Raw genomic sequence first — 20,594 nt, 5'->3', positions numbered from 1 at the left:
TCAGCCCTTCTCCAGGTACTCCGCGCGGTCCTCGTCCACCAGCGCGGCCACCGACGCGGCCAGCGCCGGATTGCCTGTCAGCTCCGGGTCGTCCCCGATCAGGGTGATGGCCTCGGCGCGGGCGTCGCGGATCAGGTCGGCGTCGCGTCGCAGGGACAGCAGCCGCAGGTGCGAGCGGTGCCCGGACTGGGTGGCCCCGAGCACGTCGCCCTCGCGACGCTGTTCGAGGTCCAGTTCGGCGAGCTTGAAACCGTCGCTGGTGGAGGCCACCGCGTCCAGCCGCTCCCGCGCCGACGAGCCCTCGGCCGCCTCGCTGACCAGCAGGCAGAGCCCGGCGGCCGCGCCCCGGCCGACGCGGCCCCGGAGCTGGTGCAGTTGCGAGACGCCGAAGCGGTCGGCGTCCAGCACGATCATCACGGTGGCGTTCGGCACGTCCACGCCGACCTCGATCACCGTGGTCGCCACCAGCACGTCCAGGTCGCCGGCCGCGAAGGAGCGCATCACCGCGTCCTTCTCGTCGGCCGGCAACCGGCCGTGCAGGACCCCGATCCGCAGCCCGTGCAGCGGCCCCTCGGCCAGCAGCGGCGCCACCTCGGTCACCGCCAGCGGAGGCCGGCGGCCGTTGTCGTCCTCGGGCGGCGGCTCCTCGTCGGACACCGGGCCGTCCCCGATGCGCGGGCACACCACGTACGCCTGGTGGCCGGCGGCCACCTCCTCGCGCAGCCGACGCCAGGCCCGGTCGAGGAAGGCCGGCTTCTCGGCGGCCGGGACCACGTGCGAGGCGATCGGCGACCGGCCCCGGGGCAGCTGGGAGAGGGTGGACACCTCCAGGTCGCCGTAGACGGTCATCGCCACCGTTCGCGGGATCGGCGTCGCCGTCATCACCAGCGTGTGCGGCGGCTGGTCGGCCTTGGCGCGCAGCGCGTCGCGCTGCTCCACGCCGAAGCGGTGCTGTTCGTCGACCACCACGAGACCCAGGTCGGCGAAGTCGACGCCCTCGTAGAGCAGCGCGTGGGTGCCCAGCACGATGCCGGCGGCGCCGCTGGCCACCTCACCGAGCGCCCGGCGACGGGCCGCCGCGCCCAGCGAGCCGGTGACCAGCTCGACCCGGGTGGCGTGGTCGGCGGAGTCCAGCTCACCGGCCCGGCCCAGCGGCCCGAGCAGGTCGAGCATGCCGCGGTAGTGCTGCGCGGCCAGGACCTCGGTGGGGGCCAGCAGCGCGGCCTGCCCGCCCGCGTCGACCACCTGGAGCATGGCCCGCAGGGCCACCACCGTCTTGCCCGAGCCCACCTCGCCCTGCAGGAGGCGGTGCATCGGGTGCGCGGCGGTCAGGTCCTCGGCGATCTCCGCGCCCACCTCGCGCTGGCCGGCGGTCAGCTCGTACGGCAGCCGGGCGTCGAACGCGTCCAGCAGCCCATCGACGCGCGGCGGCCGGGGCCGGGCCGGCCAGTCGGCGGCCCGGTGCTTGCGCTGCACCAGCGTCAACTGGACGGCGAACGCCTCGTCCCACTTGAGCCGCCGTCGCGCCCGGTGCAGGGCCTCCTTCGTGGACGGTCGGTGGATCTCGCGCAGCGCCGCGCCCAGGTCGACGAGGTTGCGGCTGGCCCGGACGGCGGCCGGCAGCGGGTCGTCCGGCGGGGTGAACGTGTCCAGGACGACCCGTACACAGCGGGCGATGACCCAGGTCGGTACGGCAGCGGCGGCCGGGTACACGGGGATCAGCGCGCCCGCGAACTCCTCGATCTCGTCGTTGACCGCCGCCTCACCCTCGCCGCCCTCGCCGAGCAGGACGTACTCCGGGCCGTTGAGCTGCCGTTTGCCCCGGAACTCGGTGACCTTGCCGGCGAACAGCCCCCACCGGCCGGGCCGCAGCTCCCGTTCGCGCCACGCCTGGTTGCCGAAGAACGTCAGCGTCAGAACACCGCCGGAGCCGTCGCCGACGGTCACCTCGAGCAGGTTGCCCCGACGTTGCCGCATCGGCCGTACGGCGGTGCGTTGCACCTGGGCCAGCACGGTGACCTGCTCGCCGACGTCCAGCGACCGGATGTCGGTGTGCTCGCCCCGCTCGTCGTAGCGGCGCGGGAAGTGGTAGATGAGGTCGCCCGCCGTGTGCAGGTCGAGCTGGGAGGCCAGCGCCTTCGCCGTCTTGTCGCCGACGAGCTTCTTCAGCGGCGTGTCCACCGTGGCCGGCTCACTCATTCGACCCCCACCAGGAGCGGATAGAACGGCTGACCGCCCGGGTACGCCTGCACCTCGACGAACGGCCAGCGTCGCGCGACGTGCGCGCGGACGGCATCGGTGAGCCCGGCGGGGGCGTCCACCCCGGCGAGCAGGGTGACCAGCTCCCCGCCACCGCCGAGCATCCGGTCGACGACGGCGGCGCAGGTGTCGGTGAGGTCGGTGCCGATCAGGTGCACCTCGCCCTCGACCAGCGCCAGCACGTCACCGGGGCGGCAGGGGCCGGCGACCGTGAGCGCCTCGCGGCTGGCGTGGCAGACCTCGGCGTAGCGGCACGCGCCGGCCGCCTCGGCCATCGCGATCACGTCGTCCTCGAACCGGCGGGTGCCGTCGCGGACCGCGAGGGCCGCGAGCGCCTGCACCGGTGAACGGGTCGGCACCACGCTCACCTTGACGCCGTGCCGGTGCGCCTCGCGGGCCGCCGCGCTGGCGACCGCCCCCGTGTTCGGATCGTTCGGCAGGACGACCACCCGGGTCGCCCCGGTGCCGCGCACCGCGGCCAGCAGGTCACCGATGGACGGGTTGCCGCGCACCACCGTCGCGCCCTCGGCGGCGAACAGCTCGGCGATCCCGACGCCGGTGGCCACCACCACGGCGGCCCGGCCGTCCTCGGTCGGACCGCCGGACGGCTCCGGCTGATCGGCGAAGCGGGTCACCGAGATCCGGTACGGGCGGCCGGCGGCGATCCCCGCCTCGACCGCCGCGCCGACGTCGTTGACGTGGACGTGGACGGTCCAGGTGCCGTCCGGCTCGCGGCCGTCACCAACGACGACCAGCGAGTCGCCCAGCGCGTCCAGGGTGCGGCGCAGCGCGGCCACCGCGTCGGCGGGTGCGTCGAGCAGGTACTGCACCTCGTAGGCGTACTCCTCGGAACCGGTCTCGCGCGCGACGGTGGCCGCCGGACGGGCGGTGCGCGGCGGCGGCGCGGGCGGGGTGGCGCTCTCCCCGGTGAGGACCTCGACCAGGGCGTCGAGCAGGACACAGAGCCCGCGCCCGCCGGCGTCGACGACGCCCGCGCGGGCCAGGGCCGGCAGTTGCTCGGGGGTACGGGCCAGGGCCTCGGCCGCCGCCCGCGCCGCGGCACGGGCCGCCACCGCCAGGTCGTCGCTGCCCGCCTGCTCGGCCCCGGTGGCCGCGGCGGCGACGACGGTGAGCAGGGTGCCTTCGACGGGACGGCCGACCGCGGTGTACGCGGCGGTGGTCGCCGCCCGCAGCGCGGCGGCCAGGGCCCGCCCACGCACCGCCGGCACGCCGACGACCGCGTCGGCGAACCCGCGCAGGATCTGCGAGAGGATGACGCCCGAGTTGCCCCGCGCGCCCAGCAGCGCGCCCTGCGCCATCAGCCGCAGCGCGTGCCCGTGGGCGGTCGGGCCGCTGTCGGGGAGGGTGTCCAGGTCCATCGAGAGCGCCTGCTGCGCCGAGGTGAGGGTGAGCACCAGATTGGTGCCGGTGTCGCCGTCGGGCACCGGGTAGACGTTGAGCTGGTCGATCTCGCCCTGGTGGCGCTTGAGCGCGACCACCCCGCTCGCGCACCAACGGCGGACCGTGGCGGCGTCGAGGGTGTCCAGCACGGGCAGAAGCCTACTGGCGCGCGCCGACACACGTCGGACTCGTCCGGCGTGTCCGGTTGCGCCGACGCCCGACGGGCCCCCACCCTCCCGGCCCGCACGAGCGGGATCCGCCCGCCAGGTACAGTTGCCGCCGGAACCACCCCCGTCACCCGGCGGGCCGGCCACCAGCCACTGAGCGGTGGGGCGGCTGCTCCGCGGGTCAGGGCGGTTGGTCACCTCGGCGGGGCATCGGGTAGGCTGACGCGGTTGCCCGGGCAGCACCTGCCGGCGACCTCATGAACGTTTCAATCCCAGGAGTATCCCGTGGCTAGCGTGTGCGACGTCTGTGGCAAGGGACCGGGCTTCGGCCACAACGTGCCCTGGTCCAAGAAGAAGACCAACCGCCGCTGGAACCCGAACATCCAGTCGGTGCGCACCCCGGCCGGTGGTGGCAACACCAAGAAGCTGCAGGTCTGCACCTCGTGCATCAAGGCCGGCAAGGTCACCCGCGCCTGACGCGGCAGCACCGACTCTTCTCGTTCGGCTCAGCCGGCGGGCCCTGCGGCCCGCCGGCTCTGTCGTGTCCGCACCCGGCTTGACGCCGGCCGCTCAGAGCGTGCGGCCGAAGGAGACGCAGCCCTCCGCGTCCTGGTAGAACCCGAAGTTGGGAATCCGGTCATAACCGGCGGACGCGTACATGGCGATCGCCTCGGGCTGCTTGTCCCCGCACTCCAGGACCATCCGCTTGCGGCCGTGCTCCCGGGCCGAGCGCTCGACGGCCGCGAGGACCGTCCGCGCCACGCCGCGTCCACGCGCGGTCGGGGCGGTGTACATCCGCTTCAGCTCGGCGGTGTCCGTGCCGTGGCTGCGCCAGCCGCCGCAGCCGACCGGCTCACCGGCCAGGTAGGCGACGAGGAACGCGCCGTCCGGCGGCTCGAACTCGCTCGCCGCCACCGGGGTGTCGTCGCCGGTGCCCCCGTACCGGGTGGCCAGGTCAGCCAACGCGGCCTTGATCAATTGTTGCGCCACCGGCGCGTCGAACCGCACCAGCCGAATCTCGATCTCACTCACGGTATCCAGGGTACGGCCGCCGCGTGGCCTCAGCGGAAGTGGTCCCAGCCCCGGGGCCCGTCGTAGGCACCGCCGTCGACCGTCACCCCGACACCGTCCGTCACCGTGCCGATGGGCCGCCACTGCGGCGGCAACGCCACCGTCGCAGGGAAGGTCGCGGCCAGCGCGTGGTCCTCGCCACCCGCCAGGATCCAGGTGTACGCGTCGACACCGAGCGCCTGCGCGGCATCCGCCATCTGCCGGGGCACCTCGAAGGCGTCGCGGCGCACGTCGATCGCCACACCGCTGGCCCGCGCCACGTGCCCCAGGTCGGCGAGGAGCCCGTCCGAGACGTCGATCATCGAGGTCGCGCCGAGCTGGGCGGCCTGCGGCCCGGCCGGGTAGGGGACGTTCGGTCGCCGGTACGCCTCGACCAGCAGCCGGGGAGTGCGGAAGCCGCGGCTGAGCACGGTCAGCCCGGCCGCCGCGTACCCGATGCGGCCCGCCAGGGCCAGCACGTCGCCGGGACGGGCGCCGGAGCGCACCACCGGCGCCCGGCCACCGAGGTCGCCCAGCGCGGTCACCGCGATGGTCAGGGTGGGGCTCGACGACATGTCCCCGCCCACCACGCTCGCGCCGACCGTGGCGGCCTCCGCGGCCAACCCGTCGGCCAGCTCCTCCGCCCAGCTCGCCTCGAGGTCGGCGGGCATGCAGAGGGCGACCAGCAGTGCGGTCGGGACGGCGCCCATCGCCGCGACGTCGGCCAGGTTGGCGGCGGCGGCCCGGTGACCGACGTCGCGCGCCGACCCCCAGTCCCGCCGGAAGTGCCGCCCCTCGACGAGCACGTCCGTGCAGGCGACCACCCGGCCGTCCGGCGCGGCCACCACCGCCGCGTCGTCACCCGGACCGAGCACCGTCGTCGGGCCCATCGCCAGGCGGGCGGTGACCCGCCCGATCAGCCCGAACTCGCCGATCCCGGCCACGCTGGCGGCACTGCCGGCGTTCGACCCGTTCTGCCCGGCACCGCCGCGCTCGCTCACCGCTGCTCCTTGACCACCGATAGGGATCAGACCTGGTCCGTAAGGTAGTTTCACCCTTCGGGCCGCCTTCGGGCGGCGACGGACGGAGGTCGAGTCGTGGTACAGGCGTACATCCTCATCCAGACCGAGGTCGGCCGCGCACGGGACGTGGCGGGTCTCATCGCGGACATCGCCGGCGTGGTACGCGTCGACGCCGTCACCGGGCCGTACGACGTGGTCGTCCTCACCGAGGCGAACACCGTCGACGAGCTCGGCAAACTCATCGTCAGCAAGGTGCAGATGGTGCCCGGCATCACCCGCACCCTCACGTGTTCGGTGGTGCGGCTGTAAGTGGACGAGATGACGACCCCCTCGGCGGTTCGGGACGACGGCGAGCGGGAGCCGGCGGACACCGCGCCCGAGCCGGCTGAAGGTACCCACGCGGACGCCGATCCGGCCGTCGACGCGCCGGCCGGCCGGGACCGGACCGTCCGGGGAGCGGCCCTGCTCGCCACGGTGATCGCACTACCGGTCACGCTGCTGGTGGCCGTGCTGGCCTTTGCCAAACTCGCCCCGGAGACGCCGACCGCCGCGCCGAGCCCGTCGGCGAGCACCACCCGGGCACAGTCCAGCGCGCCGGTCGAGATGGCCGCGCCGGCGCTGGCCGAGCGCCCGGCCACGGTCTGCCGGGCGCTGCTCTCCCAGCTCCCGCAGACCATCCGCGACCTGACCCAGCGTCCGGTCACGGCGGGCCCCGAGCAGAACGCCGCCTACGGCGACCCCGCGCTCACCGTGGCCTGCGGCGGCGCCGAGCCGACCATTCCGGCCACCGACGAGGTCTGGGTGGTCAACCGGGTCTGCTGGCACCCCGTCGAGGGGACCGACATGACGGTGCTCACCACCGTCGACCGGGAGACGCCGGTGACGGTCCGGATCCCGCGCTCCTACCCGCAGCCGCTGCAGTGGGCCGCCCCGATCTCCAGCGCCATCGTGGCGTCGGTGCCCTCGGGCGGCGCCGTCCCCGCCGGCTGCCAGGGCTGACGCGCCGACGCATGGCCCGTACGACGGGCCACGCGTCGAGGACGTCCTCGGCTCAGTGCAGGCCGACGCCGCGCCGCTGGGCGGTACGGATCAGCCGGCTGACCAGCTTGGGGTACTCCAGGCCGGAGGCCGCCCACATCCGGGGGAACATCGACGTCGGGGTGAACCCGGGCATCGTGTTGATCTCGTTGAGGTAGACGTCCAGGTCCGGGGTGACGAAGAAGTCGGCCCGAGCCAGGCCGGCGCAGTCCAGCGCGGTGAACGCGCGGACCGCGTACTCCTGCACCTGGCGGGTCACCTTGTCGGGCAGGCCGGCCGGGATGTCGTACTCGCAGGAGTCGTCGAGGTACTTGGCCTCGAAGTCGTAGAAGTCGTGGTCGGCGACGACACGCACCTCGGCCAACACGGACGCCTCGGGGGTGCCACCGGCCTCGCCCTCCAGCACACCGCACTCGATCTCGCGGCCGACGATCGCGGCCTCGATAATGACCTTGGGGTCGAACTGCCGGGCGGTGGCGACCGCCTCGTCGAGCTGCGCCCAGTCGGTCACCCGTGTGATGCCGAACGAGGAGCCGGCGCGCGACGGCTTCACGAAGACCGGCAGGCCGAGCCGCTTCTTGTCCTGCTCGCTCAGCGTCATCCCGTTGCGCAGCACCGCGTACGCGCCGACCGGGATGCCCTCGATGGCGCAGAGCTTCTTGGTGAACTCCTTGTCCATCGCGGCGGCGGAGGCGAAGACGTTCGCCCCCACGTAGGGGATGCCGGCCATCTCGAGCATGCCCTGGATGGTGCCGTCCTCGCCGTACGTGCCGTGCAGCACGGGGAAGACCACGTCCACGTCGGCCAGCGCCCGGGGCCCTTCGGTCGGGTCGAGCACCATCAGCCCGTTGCCGGTGGGGTCGGCCCGTAGCACGATGTCCGCGCCCGACTCGGCGGTGATCTCCGGGAGCTGGCGGGCGTCGATGGCGAGTTGGGCGGGATCGCCACTGGTCAGCACCCACTGGCCGGCGCGGGTGATGCCGACCGGCACCACCTCGTACTCGTCGGGGTCGAGGGCGCCGAACACGCTGCCGGCGCTGACGCAGGAGATGCCGTGCTCCGGGCTGCGGCCGCCGAAGACGATCGCCACGCGGGTCTTGCCTGGGGTGGTCACTCCGGTCACCTCTTCGTACGCGGCTGCGGCTGGTCGTGCTCGCCGGTGGCGCTCACCCGGTTGACCTTACTGTGCGTGGCGATCAGGCGCGGCGATACCCGGCGAGCCACGACGCGACACGGCATTCGGTCAACAGAGCATATACGGTGTGTGACGGAATGGTGGGGTCGATCAGTCCCGGGAGTGCCGGCGACCGACCGCGATCACCTTGACCCGCTGCCGGCCGGCCCGGACCATGCCCAGCGCCATGAAGGCGCCGGCGATCCGGTCGGCGGCCTCCCTGCTGCTCGCGCCCACGACCTGGCGGCGACGCTCGGGGGCGACCCGCTCGTTGCGGTCGATGCCCTCGACGGGACGCACGTCGGTGAGCACGACCAGGAAGCGGGTCATCCCCGAACCCCGGGGCGCGGGGGCGGAGACTTCGGACCGGTACGCACGTCGTCCCCTTCCGGCGGTCGGGCACGGGCGGCACGCGGCGATCGGGTACGGGGGAGAAACCCGATCGCCGCGCGCCCTATCCCCTCCGGTCGCTCACCACCACCGTCGCCACGACAACCGGCGGTGAGGACGCGATAACAGATTGACACGTCTACAGCCATGAATGCAACTCTCATCGGCCATCTCTCATGTACCCGTTCCCATAAATGTGTGCGACCATCGATGCATGGCCCCCAAGACCGCCCGTGCCCGCCGACTCGGCATCGCCCTACGCCAGTTCCGGGAAGCCGCCGGGCTGACGCTGGAGTCCGCCGCAGACGAGATCAACAGCACCCGCAGCACCCTCTCGCGCTACGAGAACGCCCAGACGCTGATCAGCCCGGCCACCGTGCGCGCCCTGCTCACCTCGTACGGGGTGACGTCCGAGGAGGTGGCCGCCGCGGTGCAACTCGCCAAGGACGCCCGCAAACCGGGCTGGTGGGTGTCGTACTCGTACCTGCTCGACCCGCGCACCATCGACTTCATCGCCCTGGAGGCGGAGGCCACCGCGATCTCCAACTTCGAGCCGTCGGTGGTGCCCGGCCTGCTGCAGACCGCCGACTACATCCGCGGAGTGATGCGCGGCGGCCCGCACACCCTGGGCGACGAGCTGGTCGAGCAACGGGTCAAGATCCGGCTCGACCGCCAGCAGCGGCTCACCGCCGACACCCCACCCATCCTCGACGCGATCATCGACGAGGGCGCGCTGCTGCGCCCCGTCGGCGACGAGTCGGTGATGGAGGGCCAGCTGCGGCACCTCGTCAAGATGGCCGAGCTGCCGAACATCACCGTCCAGGTGATTCCCCTCTCCGCCGGCTACCACCGGGGCACCCGTGGCTCGCTGCACATCCTGGAGTTCGCCGATCCGGAGGACCCGATCATCGCGTCGGTGGAGACCGTCGCCGGTCAGATGATCCTCGACCGGGCGGGCGAGACGCGTACCTGCACCAAGATCATGGAGCATCTGCGCAGCGTGGCGCTCAGTCCGGCGGACAGCCGGGCGATGCTCCTGTCAGTCCTGAAGGGACGGTAGGAGACCGATGACACCGACGATCTCAGCGGCGTTGGCCACGGCGGCGTGGCGCAAGAGCAGCCGTAGCGGCGACGAGGGAGCCTGCGTGGAGGTGGCCGCGATCCCCCGACTGGTGGCCGTCCGCGACTCCAAGGACCCGGCCGGCCCGGCCCTGCTGTTCCCCCCGGCGGCCTGGGCCACCTTCGCCCAGGCCCCACCGCGCCGCTGACCACTCAGTAGGACCCGCGCCCCGCCGACCGGGCTGGACACAGCCCGGAACGCGGGGCGCGGCCAGGTGGGGGTCAGGCGACCAGCGGGCGGGGCTCCGGCGCGGCACGTACGGCCTCCAGGGCGGCGATCGCCACGCCACGGGCGCCGGCCATGTCGCGGTCCGGCACGAGCGCGAAGGTGGCGACGGCGGCCTGCTCCGCGCGGAGCACGGTGTGCTCGCGGACCGTCGCCAGGAACCAGTCCCGGAATGCCGGCGCGGCCTCCACCACACCGCCACCGACGAAGTACGCGTGCGGGTCGGTGAAGTTGGCCGCCAGGGTGAACAGGCGGCCCAGCGCCATCGCCTGCTGGGTGAAGAGGTCCCGGGCCAGCGCGTCACCCCGCTCGCCGTAGCCCCGCACGAGCTTCGCCGCCCGTGCCACCGGCTCGGCCGCGAGGGGGTGGTCGGGATACCGGGCCAGCCAGTACGGCAGCAGGTTGCGCTCGATGCCGGTCAGCGACGCGATGCTCTCGACATCGCCGGTGAAGCCGCAGGCGCAGGTCGGCTCCGACTGCTCCGCGCCGAGCAGGCCGCCCAGCGGGATGTGCACGTGACCCAACTCGCCGGCCATGCCGGCTGCGCCGGCGATCACCCGGCCGCTCTCGACCACCCCGCCGCCGAGGCCCGTGCCGACGATCGCCGAGACCGACGACCGGGTCATCGCCTCGTCACCGAAGTACACGTGGTGGGCGTAGAGCGCGGCCGCGTTGCCGTCGTTGTGGTAGATCACCGGCAGGCCCAGCCGACGCTCCAACGCGCCTCGGACGTCGAAGCCACGCCAGGCCGGCTGCGAGAAGTTGGTCGAGCCGCGCGACGAGATGACGCCGGTCGCGCTCGCGGGTCCGGGGGTGTCGAGCCCGACCGCCCGGACCAGCTCGCGCGGAACAGCGGTCTGCGCCAGCGCCCCGTCCAGCGCCCGCGCCAGCGCCTCGATCGCCGCCTCCGGGCCGGCCTGCACCTCGCTGGGGATCTCCAGCAGGCCGTCGACCAGGAAGCGGCCGTCCACCGTCAGCACGGTGGCGTTGTTGCTGGTGCCGCCGTTGTCCAGGCCGACGACCACCGGCACCCCTGCGCTGCCCACCGCAACCGCCTCCCGCCCTCATGAGTGTGAGCCGAGGCTAGTGCCAACCCCGCTCCCCCGCCACGTCACTCCCCCTCCCGACCCCGGATCCCCGCGATCTTGCACTTTCTGTGGCGACAAAGGGCACGTATAGCCACATCTAGACCACCGAAAGTGCAAGATCGCGGCGAGCAGGCGCGCGGGAGAGCGGGGTCAGCGGGGGCGGCGGGCTGTTATGGCTGTCGCGTCGCGGTCTTCGTCGTGGTGGACGGCGGGGGTCAGGCCGGCTGCCTGGAGGGCCGCGCACAGCGCGTCCACCTGCGTCTCGCCGGCCTCGACCACCAGGTGACCGCCCGGGGCCAGCCAGGTAGCCGCCTCGACGCCCACCCGGCGCAGCACGGCCAGCCCGTCCGGCCCGCCGTCGAGCGCCACCGGGGCCTCGTGCAGCCGCGCCTCCGGCGGCATCAGGGCCACCGCGTCGGTCGGCACGTACGGCGCGTTGGCGACCACCAGATCGAGTCGCCCCCGCCAGCGCTGGGGCAGCGGGGCGAACAGGTCACCCTCGTACACCTCGGCGGCCAGCCCGGCGAGGTTGCGCCGGGCGCAGGCCACCGCCACCGGGTCGATGTCGGCGGCGGCCAGCCAGCGCGGCGCGAGCCGGTGCGCCAGCGCGACGGCGGCAGCCCCGGAGCCGCAGCAGAGGTCGACCACGGCCGGGGCGGGACCGGTCAGCTCGACCGCCACCTCGACCAGCAGGGCCGTCCGGCCGCGCGGCACGAAGACGCCCGGGTCGACGCCGATCCGGAGGCCGCAGAACTCCGCCCAGCCGAGCACGTACTCCAGCGGCTCACCGGCCACCCGGCGGTCGGTCAGCTCGGCCAGTGCCACCGGATCGTCGGTGGCGGCGAGCAGCAGCTCGGCCTCGTCCTCGGCGTACACACAGCCGGCGGCGCGCAGCCGACCCACCAGGGCCGACCGGTCGATCGGCGGTGACTTCACTCAGGCCCCCGCGCTGGCGTCCAGCGCGGCGGCGATGTCGGCCACCAGATCGGCCGTGTCCTCGGCGCCGCAGGAGAGCCGGACGAAACCGGGGTCCGTGTCGTCGCCCCACTGGGCCCGCCGGTCCGCCGTGGTGTGCAATCCGCCGAAGGAGGTGGCAGCCGCCACCAGCCGGGCGGCCTCGACGAAGCGGGCTACCCGATCGGCGTCGCCCAGGTCGAACGACAGCACCCCGGGCATCCGGCGCATCTGCGTCGAGGCCACCGCATAGGCGGGGTCGGCCGGCAGCCCCGGCCAGCGCAGCCCGGTCACGTCCGGACGGGCCGCCAGCAGGTCGGCGACGGCGGCGGCGTTCGCGCTCTGCCGGGCCAGCCGCAGGTCGAGGGTCGCCAGCGACCGGTGGGCCAGCCAGGCGTCGAACGCGCCCGGCACCGAACCGGTGCTGGTACGCCAGAGCGTCACCGCCTCCACCACCTCGGCGGACCGGCTGGCCAGGTAGCCGAGCAGCAGGTCGGAGTGGCCGGTGAGCGCCTTCGTGCCGGAGGCCACCACCAGGTCGGCGCCGAGGTCCAGTGGACGCTGCCCGAGCGGGGTGGCCGTGGTGTTGTCGACCGCGAGCAGGGCGCCGGCGGCGTGCGCCCGCTCCGCCAGGGCGGCCACGTCGACCACGTCCAGGCCCGGGTTGGCGGGGGTCTCCACCAACACCAGCCGGACGCCCTCGAACGACGGGTACGGGCCGACGGTCGGCACAAAGAGCACCCGTACGCCGATCGTCTCCAGCACGGCGGTGGCGAACGCCCGCACCGGGAAGTACCCGTCGGAGGGCAGCACCACCGTGTCCCCCGGGCGCAGCAGGGTGAACAGCGCACCGGTGATGGCGGCCTGACCGCTGGCGAAGACGCGGCAGTCCCCGCCCTCCAACTCGCCCACCGCGGCTTCCAGCAGCCGCCGGGTCGGGTTGTCCGGGCGGCCGTAGCCGTTCGGCGACGCGTCCGGCCCCTGCCGCGGGTCGAGGTGGTACGGCGCGGCGAACACCGGCCCCGGCAGGAACGGGTCACCCGGTGCCGGCTCCGGCAGGCCGGCGCGGACACAGCGGGTACCGTCTCCCCACTCGCTCATCAGGTCCTCACTCGTACGACTCGGGCTTGGCGGTGCGGCTCATCAGCGCCTGGACGGCGAGGCGCGGGTCCATCCCCTCATGGCAGATCCGTTCGACGTGCTCGGTGATCGGCATCTCGACGCCGTGCGCCCGCGCCAGGTCGCGGATCGCGAGGCAGCTCTTGACGCCCTCGGCGGTCTGTCGCGTGGCCGCCTGGGCCTGTTCCAGGGTCTCGCCCCGACCCAGGTGCTCGCCGAAGGTGCGGTTCCGGGCCAGCGGCGACGAGCAGGAGGCGACGAGGTCGCCCATGCCCGCCAGGCCGGCGAAGGTGATCGGGTCCGCGCCGAGCGCCACGCCCAGGCGGGCCGTCTCGGCCAGCCCCCGGGTCATCAGCATGGCCCGGGTGTTGTCGCCGAAGCCCATCGCCGTGGCGATGCCGTAGGACAGCGCGATCACGTTCTTGACCGCGCCGCCCAGCTCGCAGCCGATCACGTCGTCGTTGGTGTACGGGCGCAGGTACGGCGTCCGGATCGACGACTGCACGAGCGTGGCCCGGTCGGCGTTCGTGCCGGCCACCACCGTCGCGGCCGGCTGCTCGGCGGCGATCTCCGGGGCCAGGTTCGGGCCGGAGACGACCACCACCCGGTCCGCGGCCACCCCGGCGGTCTCCACGATGACCTCACTCATCCGCCTGGTGGTGCCGAGTTCGATGCCCTTCATCAGCGACACGAGCGTCGAGTCCGGGTGCAGGTGCCGGGCCCACTCGGCGAGGTTGCCGCGCAGGGTCTGCGACGGCACGGAGAGCACCACCACCTCGGCGCCGGTGATCGCCTCGGCGGCGTCGGTGGTGGCGGTGACCCGGGCCGGCAGCAGCAGGTCCGGCAGGTACTCGGGGTTGCGACGCTCGGTACGGATGCTCTCGGCGACGGGGGCCCGGCGGGCCCACACCGTCACGTCCCGGCCCGCGTCGGCCAGGATCTTGGCGAAGGCGGTGCCCCAGGAGCCGGCACCGAGCACCGCGACGTGGCCGCTCATGCCGCTTCGCCCTCAGGCCGCTCGACGGACCGTCGGACCGGCCGTTCCCACAGGGGTGGCGGGGTCCCGCCCCGGATCTCGGCGAGCATGTCCCGCAGCCGCAGCATGATGGCGTCCGTCATCTCTTCGAGGGTTTCCCGGGTCGGCGGCGCGTCCGCCCAGCGGCTGAGGTCGACCGGGGCGCCGGCGACCACGGTCACCGGGATCCGGGGGCGCGGGTTGAGCCGGCTGGTACGCGGGTCGAAGATCCGCTCCGGCCCCCACATCACCACCGGCACCACGGGCGCGCCGGTGGCCAGCGCCAGCCGGGCGGCACCGGTCTTGGCCTTCATCGGCCACAGCTCCGGCTGCCGGGTGGTGGTGCCCTCCGGGTAGATCACGACCGCACCGCCCTCGTCGAGCGCGGCGACCAGCGCGTCCAGCGAGCGGACCGCCTCGACGCTGCCCCGCTCGACCGGGATCTGCCGGCAGCGGTGCAGGATCCAGCCGACCACCGGCACCCGGAACACGCTGGCCTTGCCCAGGAACTGCGGCCACCGGCCGGAGTCGTAGACGAAGTGCGCGGAGACCAGCGGGTCGGCGTGCGAGATGTGGTTCGGCACGATGATCACACCGCCGTCACCGGCGAGGTGTTCCTGGCCGCGCCAGGTCCGCCGGGTCCAGACGGTCATCACCGGCTTGACCAGCCCCACGGCGAACCGTTGCCAGAACCCCAGCCTCCGCCGTGCCACTGTGCCTCCTCGTCGCGCCCCGACCACACGCGCGCGCCCCACCCGCGACACCCGCAGCGGAAATCATGCCTGCTCGCCCCCGGTACGGCCAGCGAGGGTCCCGTCGTCCGGCTGGCAGGATTGCGGACGTGAGTCAGCCGAGGTGGGCCGTCGTGGTGCCGGTGAAGCGTCTGACCGAAGCCAAGAGCCGGCTGCGGGGCGCGCTGCCCGGCGTACCCCATGAGGAGCTGGCGCTGGCGCTGGCGGCCGACACCCTGCGCGCGGTGCTGGCCTGCCCGGCGGTCGCCGAGGCCCTGGTGGTGACCGACGACCACCGGGTGGCGCGGGCGGCGCGGGCCCTCGGCGCGCGCACCCTCGCCGACCTGCCGGACGCCGGCCTGAACGCGGCGTTCCGGCACGGCGCGGCACAGACCGAGGCGCGGTGGGTGACCGGACTCACCGCCGACCTGCCGGCGCTGCGCCCGCAGGACCTGGCCGCCGCGTTGCTCGCGGCGCTGCGCGGGGCCGAGGGGGTACGCCGGTTCGTCGCGGACGCGCCCGGTACGGGGACCGTGCTGCTCACCGCCCCGCCGGGCGTCGACCTCGATCCGCGGTTCGGGATCGACTCGGCGGCGGCGCACGAGGCGAGCGGAGCGCTGCCGCTGACCGGCGACTGGCCGAGTCTGCGACGTGACGTGGACACCGCGGACGACCTGGCCGAGGCCGCCCGCCTGGGTCTGGGACCGCGCACGGCCGCGCTGCTCGCCACGGTCCGCCCGGCGCGCGCCACGAGCTGAGGGTGCCGGCCGCGCAGCACCGGGGTGACCCCGCCGGTGTACGGTGCCAGCATGCAGGGCACGGTGGCCAGCTACGACGCGGCGACGCGCAGCGGCGTCCTGCTGCTCGACGACGGCACCGAGCTGCGCTTTCCCGCCCGGGCGTTCGACGCCTCCGGCCTGCGGCTGCTCCGGCTCGGCCAGCGGGTCCGCATCGACACCGATCCCGACGGCGAGGTCGTCCGGGTGACATTGCCGACGATGAACTGAGCTGGCAGGGCCAAGTTCATTTTGCGTTAACTCGAATCGGGTGATTATGAGCGGGTGAGCACCCCTCGCGAGCACCCGGTCACCCCGCCCGCCACCGACCCCCGCAACGGCGCCCGCATCCGCGGCACCGACGGCCGTTTCCGCCCGTCCCGGGCCGAACGGGCCGGCGCCGCCCGCGCCGACACGCTCGCCGACGACCCGGGGGGCGCCTCCTCCGGGCTGGACGAGGTCCTCGACCCCGCCGTCACGACCACCGAGACGGACGGCCCGGCGGCCGGTGGGGTCCAGCCGGGGTCGCCATCCGCCGGGGACGACGAGCAGGCACCGACCCCTCCCCCGCTGCCGGAGGACCGCTTCCTCAACCGCGAGCTGTCCTGGCTCGACTTCAACGCGCGGGTGCTCGCCCTCGCCGAGGACCAGCGCACTCCCCTGCTGGAGCGGGCCAAGTTCCTGGCGATCTTCGCGAGCAACCTGGACGAGTTCTACATGGTGCGGATCGCCGGTCTGAAGCGGCGGCTCTCCGCTGGCCTGCCGGTACGCGGCGGCGACCGCCTCCCGCTGCGCACGCAGCTCGAACTGATCGCCGAACGGACCGCCGAGCTGGGCGCCCGGCACGCGGCCTGCTTCGTCGACGACGTGCTGCCCAAGCTGGCCGACGAGGGCATCCGCATCCTGCGCTGGGGCGATCTGGGCGACGGCGAACGGGAGCGGCTGCGCACCTACTTCCGGGAGCACATCTTTCCGGTGCTGACCCCGCTCGCGGTGGACCCGGCGCACCCGTTCCCGTACATCTCGGGACGGTCGCTGAACCTGGCGGTGGCCGTCCGCGACCCGGACGGCGGCTCCGAGCTGTTCGCGCGGGTGAAGGTGCCCAACAACGTCCCGCGGTTCGTACGCGTCGACCGGGACCAGCCGGGCGTACGGATGCTGCCGGTCGAGGACCTCATTTCGGTGCACCTGGGTCAGCTCTTCAGCGGCATGCAGGTGGTCGAGTGTCACCTGTTCCGGGTGACCCGTAACGCCGAGGTGGAGGTCGACGAGGACCGCGACGAGGACCTGCTCCAGGCGCTGGAACGGGAGTTGGCCCGCCGCCGGTTTGGTCCGCCGGTGCGGCTGGAGGTCGCCGCGTCCATCTCCGACCACATGCTGGAACTGCTCGTCCGCGAGTTGGACATGGACGACCAGGACGTACTTCGGGTGCCCGGCCTGCTGGACCTGTCCGCGCTCTGGCAGGTGTACGGCGAGGCCGATCGCCCGGACCTGAAGGACCCGCCGTTCGTACCGGCCACGCACCCCCGGCTCACCGAGGGCGAGGTGCCGCGCAGCGTCTTCTCCACCCTGCGCGACGGGGACATCCTGGTGCACCACCCCTACCACTCGTTCGCGACGAGCGTGCAGCGATTCATCGAGCAGGCCGCCGCCGACCCGAACGTGCTCGCCATCAAGCAGACGCTCTACCGGACCAGCGGTGACTCGCCGATCGTGGACGCGCTCGTGGACGCGGCCGCCGCCGGCAAGCAGGTGGTGGTGCTGGTCGAGGTGAAGGCCCGCTTCGACGAGGTGGCCAACATCGGCTGGGCCCGGACCCTGGAACGCGCCGGCTGTCACGTGGTGTACGGGCTGGTGGGGCTCAAGACGCACTGCAAGACCGCGTTGGTGGTCCGGCAGGAGGGCAACCAGATCCGCCGGTACTGCCACATCGGCACCGGCAACTACCACCCGAAGACCGCGCGGCTGTACGAGGACTTCGGCATGCTCACCGCCGATCCGGAGATCGGAGCGGACCTCACCGACCTGTTCAACGTGCTGACCGGCTACAGCCGGCAGACCGCGTACCGGCGGCTGCTGGTCGCCCCCCAGGGCATCCGCAGCGGACTGATCGAACGGATCGAGCGGGAGATCGCGCACGTCCGCCTCGGCATGCCCGGCCTGGTCCAGTTCAAGGTCAACTCACTGGTCGACGAGGGCGTGACCGACGCGCTGTACCGGGCCTCCCAGGCCGGCGTCCACGTCGACCTGCTCATCCGGGGTATGTGCACGCTGCGTCCGGGGGTGCCGGGGCTGTCGGAGAACATCCGGGTCCGCTCGATCCTGGGCCGGTTCCTGGAGCACTCCCGCATCTTCCGCTTCGGCAACAACGGCGAGGCCGAGTTCTGGATGGGCTCGGCGGACCTGATGCACCGCAACCTGGACCGGCGGGTGGAGGCGCTGGTGCAGGTGAGCGACCCGATCGCCCGAGCCGAGTTGGACCACGTGCTGACCGCCGCGATGAGCCCGGACGTCGACGCGTTCGAGCTGGCCGGCGACGGCACCTGGACCCGGCGCGCCGGCGGCGACGAGACGTCCCGCGTCCATCTCCAGGAACTGTTGCTGCGCCGCGTCGGTGGCACGGCCGGCTGAGCGATCACCGCCTAGGCTGAGCTGATGGTCGAGGAGGAGCAGAAGTACGAGGTGGACGACACCTTCGTGATACCCGACCTGTCCGCCATCGCACCGGTCGGCGGCCGGGTCCGGGCGCTGCCGCCGGTGACGCTCGTCGCCCGCTACCTCGACACGGTCGACCTGCGGCTGGCCCGCGCCGGGGCGTCCCTTCGCCACCGTGACGGGGACGAGCCGCCGTGGACGGTGAAGCTGCCCACCGGCACGCCCGGCGTCCGGCACGAGATCTCCCGTCCCGGGCCGGCCGGGCAGCCGCCGCCGGAGCTGGTCGAGCTGGTCACCGCCCTGCACCGGGGTACGCCCCTGGCACCGGTCACGGTGGTGCGTACCGTCCGGCACGCCCACGAGGTGCGCGCCGAGGACGGCACGGTGCTCGCCGAGGTGGTGGACGACCGGGTGCGCGTCCTCGACGACGCCGGCGCCACCACGGGTGAGTTCCGCGAGGTGGAGGTCGAGCGCAAGGCCGGCGACCGCAAGCTGCTGGGCCGCATCGGGGCGGTGCTGCGCGACGCCGGGGCGCGAGCCGGCTCGTTCACCCCGAAGCACGTACGGGCGCTGGGGGCCGTGGCACAGGCCGAACCGGACCTGGTCGCACCCGGCGAGCTGGCCGACGACCCGAGCGCCGGGGAGGTGGTCACCGAGGCGGTCCGCAAGGAGGTACGCCGGCTGCTGGCGCACGATCCCCTCGTCCGGCTGCACCACTCCACCGGCGACGGCGACAGCGCCGTCCACCAGATGCGGGTGGCCTGCCGACGGCTGCGCAGCGACCTGCGGACCTTCCGTCCACTCGTACGTCGGAGCTGGGCCCGTCCACTGCGCGACGAACTGCGCTGGCTGGCCGGGGTGCTCGGCGGGGCGCGCGACGCCGAGGTGCTGCGCGAGCGGCTGCGGCGCACCTCGACCGCCGACCCGCTCAGCCCACTCGACGCGGACGCGGTCGACCGGCTCGACGACGCGCTCGCGCAACGGCAGCGGCAGGCGCTCGCCGCCATCGACGAGGCGCTGCGCTCCCCGCGCTACCTGGCCCTGTTGGACGCCCTCGTGCTGGCCGCCCGCGCGCCCCGGCTCACCCGGCGGGCGGCCACCCCGGCGGCCCGGACGCTACCGAAGCTGGTGGCCCGACCATGGCGGCAGCTCACCGGCCCGGACGGCGTCGACGGGCTCGACCCGCTCGCGCCCGACGACCGCTGGCACGCCGTCCGCAAGCAGGGCAAACAGGCCCGGTACGCGGTCACCGCCGTCCTCCCGGCGGTCGGCCGGGACGCACGGCGGCTGGCCCGCGCGCTGGCTCGCGTCCAGGACGTGCTCGGTGAGCACCAGGACGCCGCGGTGGCCGCCGAGACCTGGCTCGCCCTCGCCGCCCAGCGTCCCGGCGACCACGAGATCGCGGTCACCGCCGGGCGGCTGGCCGAGCGGGAACGCGACACGGTCCGTCGGATGCGGGCCCGGTTCCCCGACGCGTGGCACCGGGCGACCCGGCGACGGCGGACCAGATGGCTGCCGTGACGGGCATCCGGGCCGCCGGCGGGGTCTGCTGGCGACCGACCGACGACGGCGTACGGGTCTGCGTGGTGCACCGCCCGCGCTACGGGGACTGGACGCTGCCCAAGGGCAAGCTGGAACCGGGCGAACACCCGCTCGTCGCGGCGGTCCGCGAGGTGGCCGAGGAGGCCGACGTGCGGGGCGTACCGCAGGTGCGGCTGCCGTCGGTGCGCTACCGCAGCGAAGGACAGGCCAAACTGGTCGACTACTGGTCGATGCTCGCCGTCGCCGAGGGGGGTTTCCAGCCGGGCACCGAGGTCGACGACATCCGGTGGTTGACCGTCGACGACGCGATCCGGCTGGTCAGCTACCCGCACGACGCCGAAGTGCTGGCCGCGTTCGCGGAGCTGCCGTCGGTGACCGCGACGATCGCGCTGGTCCGGCACGGGCACGCGGGCAAGCGGGCCACGTGGACCGGCCCGGACACCGCCCGGCCGCTCGACGACGAGGGGTGGGCCCAGGCGTACGCGCTGGCGCCGCTGATCGCCGTGGTCCGGCCGGCCCGGCTGCTGTCGGCGTCGGCACGCCGCTGCGTGCAGACCCTGGACCCGGCCGCCGCGCTGCTCGACCTGCCCATCGAGGTCTGCGGCGACCTGGACGAGCCGCATCCCGGCCAGCAGCAGGACGAGCGGGTGCTGGCGACCGCCGCGCGGGTGCTGGAGTTGGCCTGCGCCGGCGGGCAGGTGACGGTGTGCAGCCAGGGCAAGGTGCTACCCGGCGCGTTGGAGCGGCTGACCGGCCGCGCCGAGGAGGACTTCACCACCCCGAAGGGCGGCGGTTGGCTGCTCGCCTTCGTCGGCGATCGACTGCTCGCCACCGATCGCCTCTGACGCCTGGGCGCTGATCCGTACCG

21 protein-coding genes are annotated in these 20,594 nt (G+C 73.9%); 10 read left to right on the top strand and 11 right to left on the bottom strand.

Going from position 1 to position 20,594, the window contains the following annotated elements:
* Nucleotides 1-2,199, bottom strand: coding sequence for an ATP-dependent DNA helicase RecG (recG, locus tag AB0B55_RS21620; RefSeq protein ID WP_357173255.1), 2,199 nt, complete (start codon nucleotides 2,197-2,199; stop codon nucleotides 1-3).
* Nucleotides 2,196-3,809 (bottom strand): DAK2 domain-containing protein, encoded by a 1,614-nt coding sequence (locus tag AB0B55_RS21615; RefSeq protein WP_357173253.1) that lies wholly within the window; start codon nucleotides 3,807-3,809, stop codon nucleotides 2,196-2,198. Before AB0B55_RS21615 ends, recG begins: the two co-directional genes overlap by 4 nt.
* Before the next feature lie 303 nt (nucleotides 3,810-4,112).
* Here AB0B55_RS21615 and rpmB point away from each other — a divergent pair, with 303 nt between their 5' ends.
* The gene (gene rpmB, locus AB0B55_RS21610) at nucleotides 4,113-4,304 is read left to right on the top strand and encodes a 50S ribosomal protein L28 (RefSeq protein WP_091671657.1); all 192 of its coding nucleotides are present in this window, start codon (nucleotides 4,113-4,115) and stop codon (nucleotides 4,302-4,304) included.
* Nucleotides 4,305-4,397: 93 nt separating this feature from the next.
* Here the strand turns inward: rpmB and AB0B55_RS21605 are convergent, their stop codons facing one another.
* Together AB0B55_RS21605 and AB0B55_RS21600 are read right to left on the bottom strand one after the other, a co-directional pair.
* On the bottom strand, nucleotides 4,398-4,859 hold the full coding sequence (locus tag AB0B55_RS21605) for a GNAT family N-acetyltransferase (RefSeq protein WP_357173250.1): 462 nt from the start codon (nucleotides 4,857-4,859) through the stop codon (nucleotides 4,398-4,400).
* A gap of 29 nt (nucleotides 4,860-4,888) precedes the next feature.
* Nucleotides 4,889-5,821, bottom strand: coding sequence for a thiamine-phosphate kinase (locus AB0B55_RS21600; protein ID WP_357131270.1), 933 nt, complete (start codon nucleotides 5,819-5,821; stop codon nucleotides 4,889-4,891).
* Between the two features lie 153 nt (nucleotides 5,822-5,974).
* On the opposite strand from AB0B55_RS21600, the gene AB0B55_RS21595 reads away from it, so the two are divergent.
* Both AB0B55_RS21595 and AB0B55_RS21590 read left to right on the top strand, forming a co-directional pair.
* Nucleotides 5,975-6,208 carry an Lrp/AsnC ligand binding domain-containing protein gene (locus tag AB0B55_RS21595; protein ID WP_007456453.1) on the top strand — a complete coding sequence of 78 codons (234 nt, stop codon included), beginning with the start codon at nucleotides 5,975-5,977 and terminating at the stop codon, nucleotides 6,206-6,208.
* A gap of 9 nt (nucleotides 6,209-6,217) precedes the next feature.
* On the top strand, nucleotides 6,218-6,898 hold the full coding sequence (locus tag AB0B55_RS21590; protein ID WP_357131146.1) for a DUF3515 family protein: 681 nt from the start codon (nucleotides 6,218-6,220) through the stop codon (nucleotides 6,896-6,898).
* Between the two features lie 52 nt (nucleotides 6,899-6,950).
* On the opposite strand, the gene AB0B55_RS21585 is transcribed toward AB0B55_RS21590, so the two are convergent.
* Together AB0B55_RS21585 and AB0B55_RS21580 are read right to left on the bottom strand one after the other, a co-directional pair.
* Nucleotides 6,951-8,051, bottom strand: a complete 1,101-nt coding sequence (locus AB0B55_RS21585; RefSeq protein WP_357131149.1) for a D-alanine--D-alanine ligase family protein — start codon at nucleotides 8,049-8,051, stop codon at nucleotides 6,951-6,953.
* A 171-nt stretch (nucleotides 8,052-8,222) separates the two neighbouring features.
* Complete coding sequence (locus tag AB0B55_RS21580) at nucleotides 8,223-8,441, bottom strand: hypothetical protein (RefSeq protein ID WP_088946586.1); 219 nt, start codon at nucleotides 8,439-8,441, stop codon at nucleotides 8,223-8,225.
* 274 nt (nucleotides 8,442-8,715) lie between these two features.
* On the opposite strand from AB0B55_RS21580, the gene AB0B55_RS21575 reads away from it, so the two are divergent.
* Entirely contained in the window at nucleotides 8,716-9,561 is an 846-nt protein-coding gene (locus AB0B55_RS21575; RefSeq protein WP_357131152.1) for a helix-turn-helix transcriptional regulator, read from the top strand.
* Between the two features lie 7 nt (nucleotides 9,562-9,568).
* Nucleotides 9,569-9,769, top strand: a complete 201-nt coding sequence (locus AB0B55_RS21570) for a DUF397 domain-containing protein (RefSeq protein ID WP_357131155.1) — start codon at nucleotides 9,569-9,571, stop codon at nucleotides 9,767-9,769.
* 73 nt (nucleotides 9,770-9,842) lie between these two features.
* Here the strand turns inward: AB0B55_RS21570 and AB0B55_RS21565 are convergent, their stop codons facing one another.
* The 5 genes from AB0B55_RS21565 to AB0B55_RS21545 form a co-directional block, all read right to left on the bottom strand.
* On the bottom strand, nucleotides 9,843-10,892 hold the full coding sequence (locus tag AB0B55_RS21565; RefSeq protein ID WP_357131159.1) for an ROK family protein: 1,050 nt from the start codon (nucleotides 10,890-10,892) through the stop codon (nucleotides 9,843-9,845).
* Nucleotides 10,893-11,084: 192 nt separating this feature from the next.
* Complete coding sequence (locus tag AB0B55_RS21560; RefSeq protein WP_357131162.1) at nucleotides 11,085-11,870, bottom strand: putative protein N(5)-glutamine methyltransferase; 786 nt, start codon at nucleotides 11,868-11,870, stop codon at nucleotides 11,085-11,087.
* Nucleotides 11,871-12,989: a cystathionine gamma-lyase gene (locus AB0B55_RS21555; RefSeq protein ID WP_357131165.1), complete on the bottom strand. Its 1,119-nt coding sequence runs from the start codon at nucleotides 12,987-12,989 to the stop codon at nucleotides 11,871-11,873. It lies immediately after the preceding gene.
* A gap of 7 nt (nucleotides 12,990-12,996) precedes the next feature.
* Nucleotides 12,997-14,004, bottom strand: coding sequence for an NAD(P)H-dependent glycerol-3-phosphate dehydrogenase (locus AB0B55_RS21550; RefSeq protein WP_357131168.1), 1,008 nt, complete (start codon nucleotides 14,002-14,004; stop codon nucleotides 12,997-12,999).
* Nucleotides 14,001-14,735 (bottom strand): lysophospholipid acyltransferase family protein, encoded by a 735-nt coding sequence (locus tag AB0B55_RS21545; protein ID WP_357131171.1) that lies wholly within the window; start codon nucleotides 14,733-14,735, stop codon nucleotides 14,001-14,003. Before AB0B55_RS21545 ends, AB0B55_RS21550 begins: the two co-directional genes overlap by 4 nt.
* A 128-nt stretch (nucleotides 14,736-14,863) precedes the next feature.
* Between AB0B55_RS21545 and cofC the strand changes: the two genes are divergently transcribed.
* From cofC to AB0B55_RS21520, 5 genes are read left to right on the top strand one after another with little or no spacing between them, the layout of a single operon-like run.
* A complete protein-coding gene (gene cofC, locus AB0B55_RS21540) occupies nucleotides 14,864-15,511 on the top strand; it encodes a 2-phospho-L-lactate guanylyltransferase (RefSeq protein ID WP_357131174.1) in 648 nt (215 codons plus the stop codon).
* 51 nt (nucleotides 15,512-15,562) lie between these two features.
* Nucleotides 15,563-15,760, top strand: a complete 198-nt coding sequence (locus AB0B55_RS21535; RefSeq protein ID WP_007456426.1) for a hypothetical protein — start codon at nucleotides 15,563-15,565, stop codon at nucleotides 15,758-15,760.
* Nucleotides 15,761-15,814: 54 nt separating this feature from the next.
* Nucleotides 15,815-18,160 carry an RNA degradosome polyphosphate kinase gene (locus tag AB0B55_RS21530; RefSeq protein ID WP_357131178.1) on the top strand — a complete coding sequence of 782 codons (2,346 nt, stop codon included), beginning with the start codon at nucleotides 15,815-15,817 and terminating at the stop codon, nucleotides 18,158-18,160.
* A gap of 24 nt (nucleotides 18,161-18,184) precedes the next feature.
* A complete protein-coding gene (locus tag AB0B55_RS21525; RefSeq protein WP_357131181.1) occupies nucleotides 18,185-19,705 on the top strand; it encodes a CYTH and CHAD domain-containing protein in 1,521 nt (506 codons plus the stop codon).
* The gene (locus tag AB0B55_RS21520; protein WP_357131184.1) at nucleotides 19,693-20,571 is read left to right on the top strand and encodes an NUDIX hydrolase; all 879 of its coding nucleotides are present in this window, start codon (nucleotides 19,693-19,695) and stop codon (nucleotides 20,569-20,571) included. Before AB0B55_RS21525 ends, AB0B55_RS21520 begins: the two co-directional genes overlap by 13 nt.
* Nucleotides 20,572-20,594 lie beyond the last annotated feature (23 nt).

This window comes from Micromonospora sp. NPDC049107, assembly GCF_040648595.1.
Taxonomy (GTDB): Bacteria; Actinomycetota; Actinomycetes; order Mycobacteriales; family Micromonosporaceae; genus Micromonospora.
This window is presented reverse-complemented; position numbering and strand designations above follow the sequence as displayed.

What these genes read in the sequence shown, in the direction of transcription:
- recG (WP_357173255.1), bottom strand. Translation starts at nt 2,199, where the DNA reads ATGAGTGAGCCGGCCACGGTGGACACGCCGCTGAAGAAGCTCGTCGGC.
- AB0B55_RS21590 (WP_357131146.1), top strand. Translation starts at nt 6,218, where the DNA reads ATGACGACCCCCTCGGCGGTTCGGGACGACGGCGAGCGGGAGCCGGCG.
- AB0B55_RS21580 (WP_088946586.1), bottom strand. Translation starts at nt 8,441, where the DNA reads ATGACCCGCTTCCTGGTCGTGCTCACCGACGTGCGTCCCGTCGAGGGC.
- AB0B55_RS21575 (WP_357131152.1), top strand. Translation starts at nt 8,716, where the DNA reads ATGGCCCCCAAGACCGCCCGTGCCCGCCGACTCGGCATCGCCCTACGC.
- AB0B55_RS21570 (WP_357131155.1), top strand. Translation starts at nt 9,569, where the DNA reads ATGACACCGACGATCTCAGCGGCGTTGGCCACGGCGGCGTGGCGCAAG.
- AB0B55_RS21555 (WP_357131165.1), bottom strand. Translation starts at nt 12,989, where the DNA reads ATGAGCGAGTGGGGAGACGGTACCCGCTGTGTCCGCGCCGGCCTGCCG.
- AB0B55_RS21550 (WP_357131168.1), bottom strand. Translation starts at nt 14,004, where the DNA reads ATGAGCGGCCACGTCGCGGTGCTCGGTGCCGGCTCCTGGGGCACCGCC.
- AB0B55_RS21535 (WP_007456426.1), top strand. Translation starts at nt 15,563, where the DNA reads ATGCAGGGCACGGTGGCCAGCTACGACGCGGCGACGCGCAGCGGCGTC.
- AB0B55_RS21525 (WP_357131181.1), top strand. Translation starts at nt 18,185, where the DNA reads ATGGTCGAGGAGGAGCAGAAGTACGAGGTGGACGACACCTTCGTGATA.
- AB0B55_RS21520 (WP_357131184.1), top strand. Translation starts at nt 19,693, where the DNA reads ATGGCTGCCGTGACGGGCATCCGGGCCGCCGGCGGGGTCTGCTGGCGA.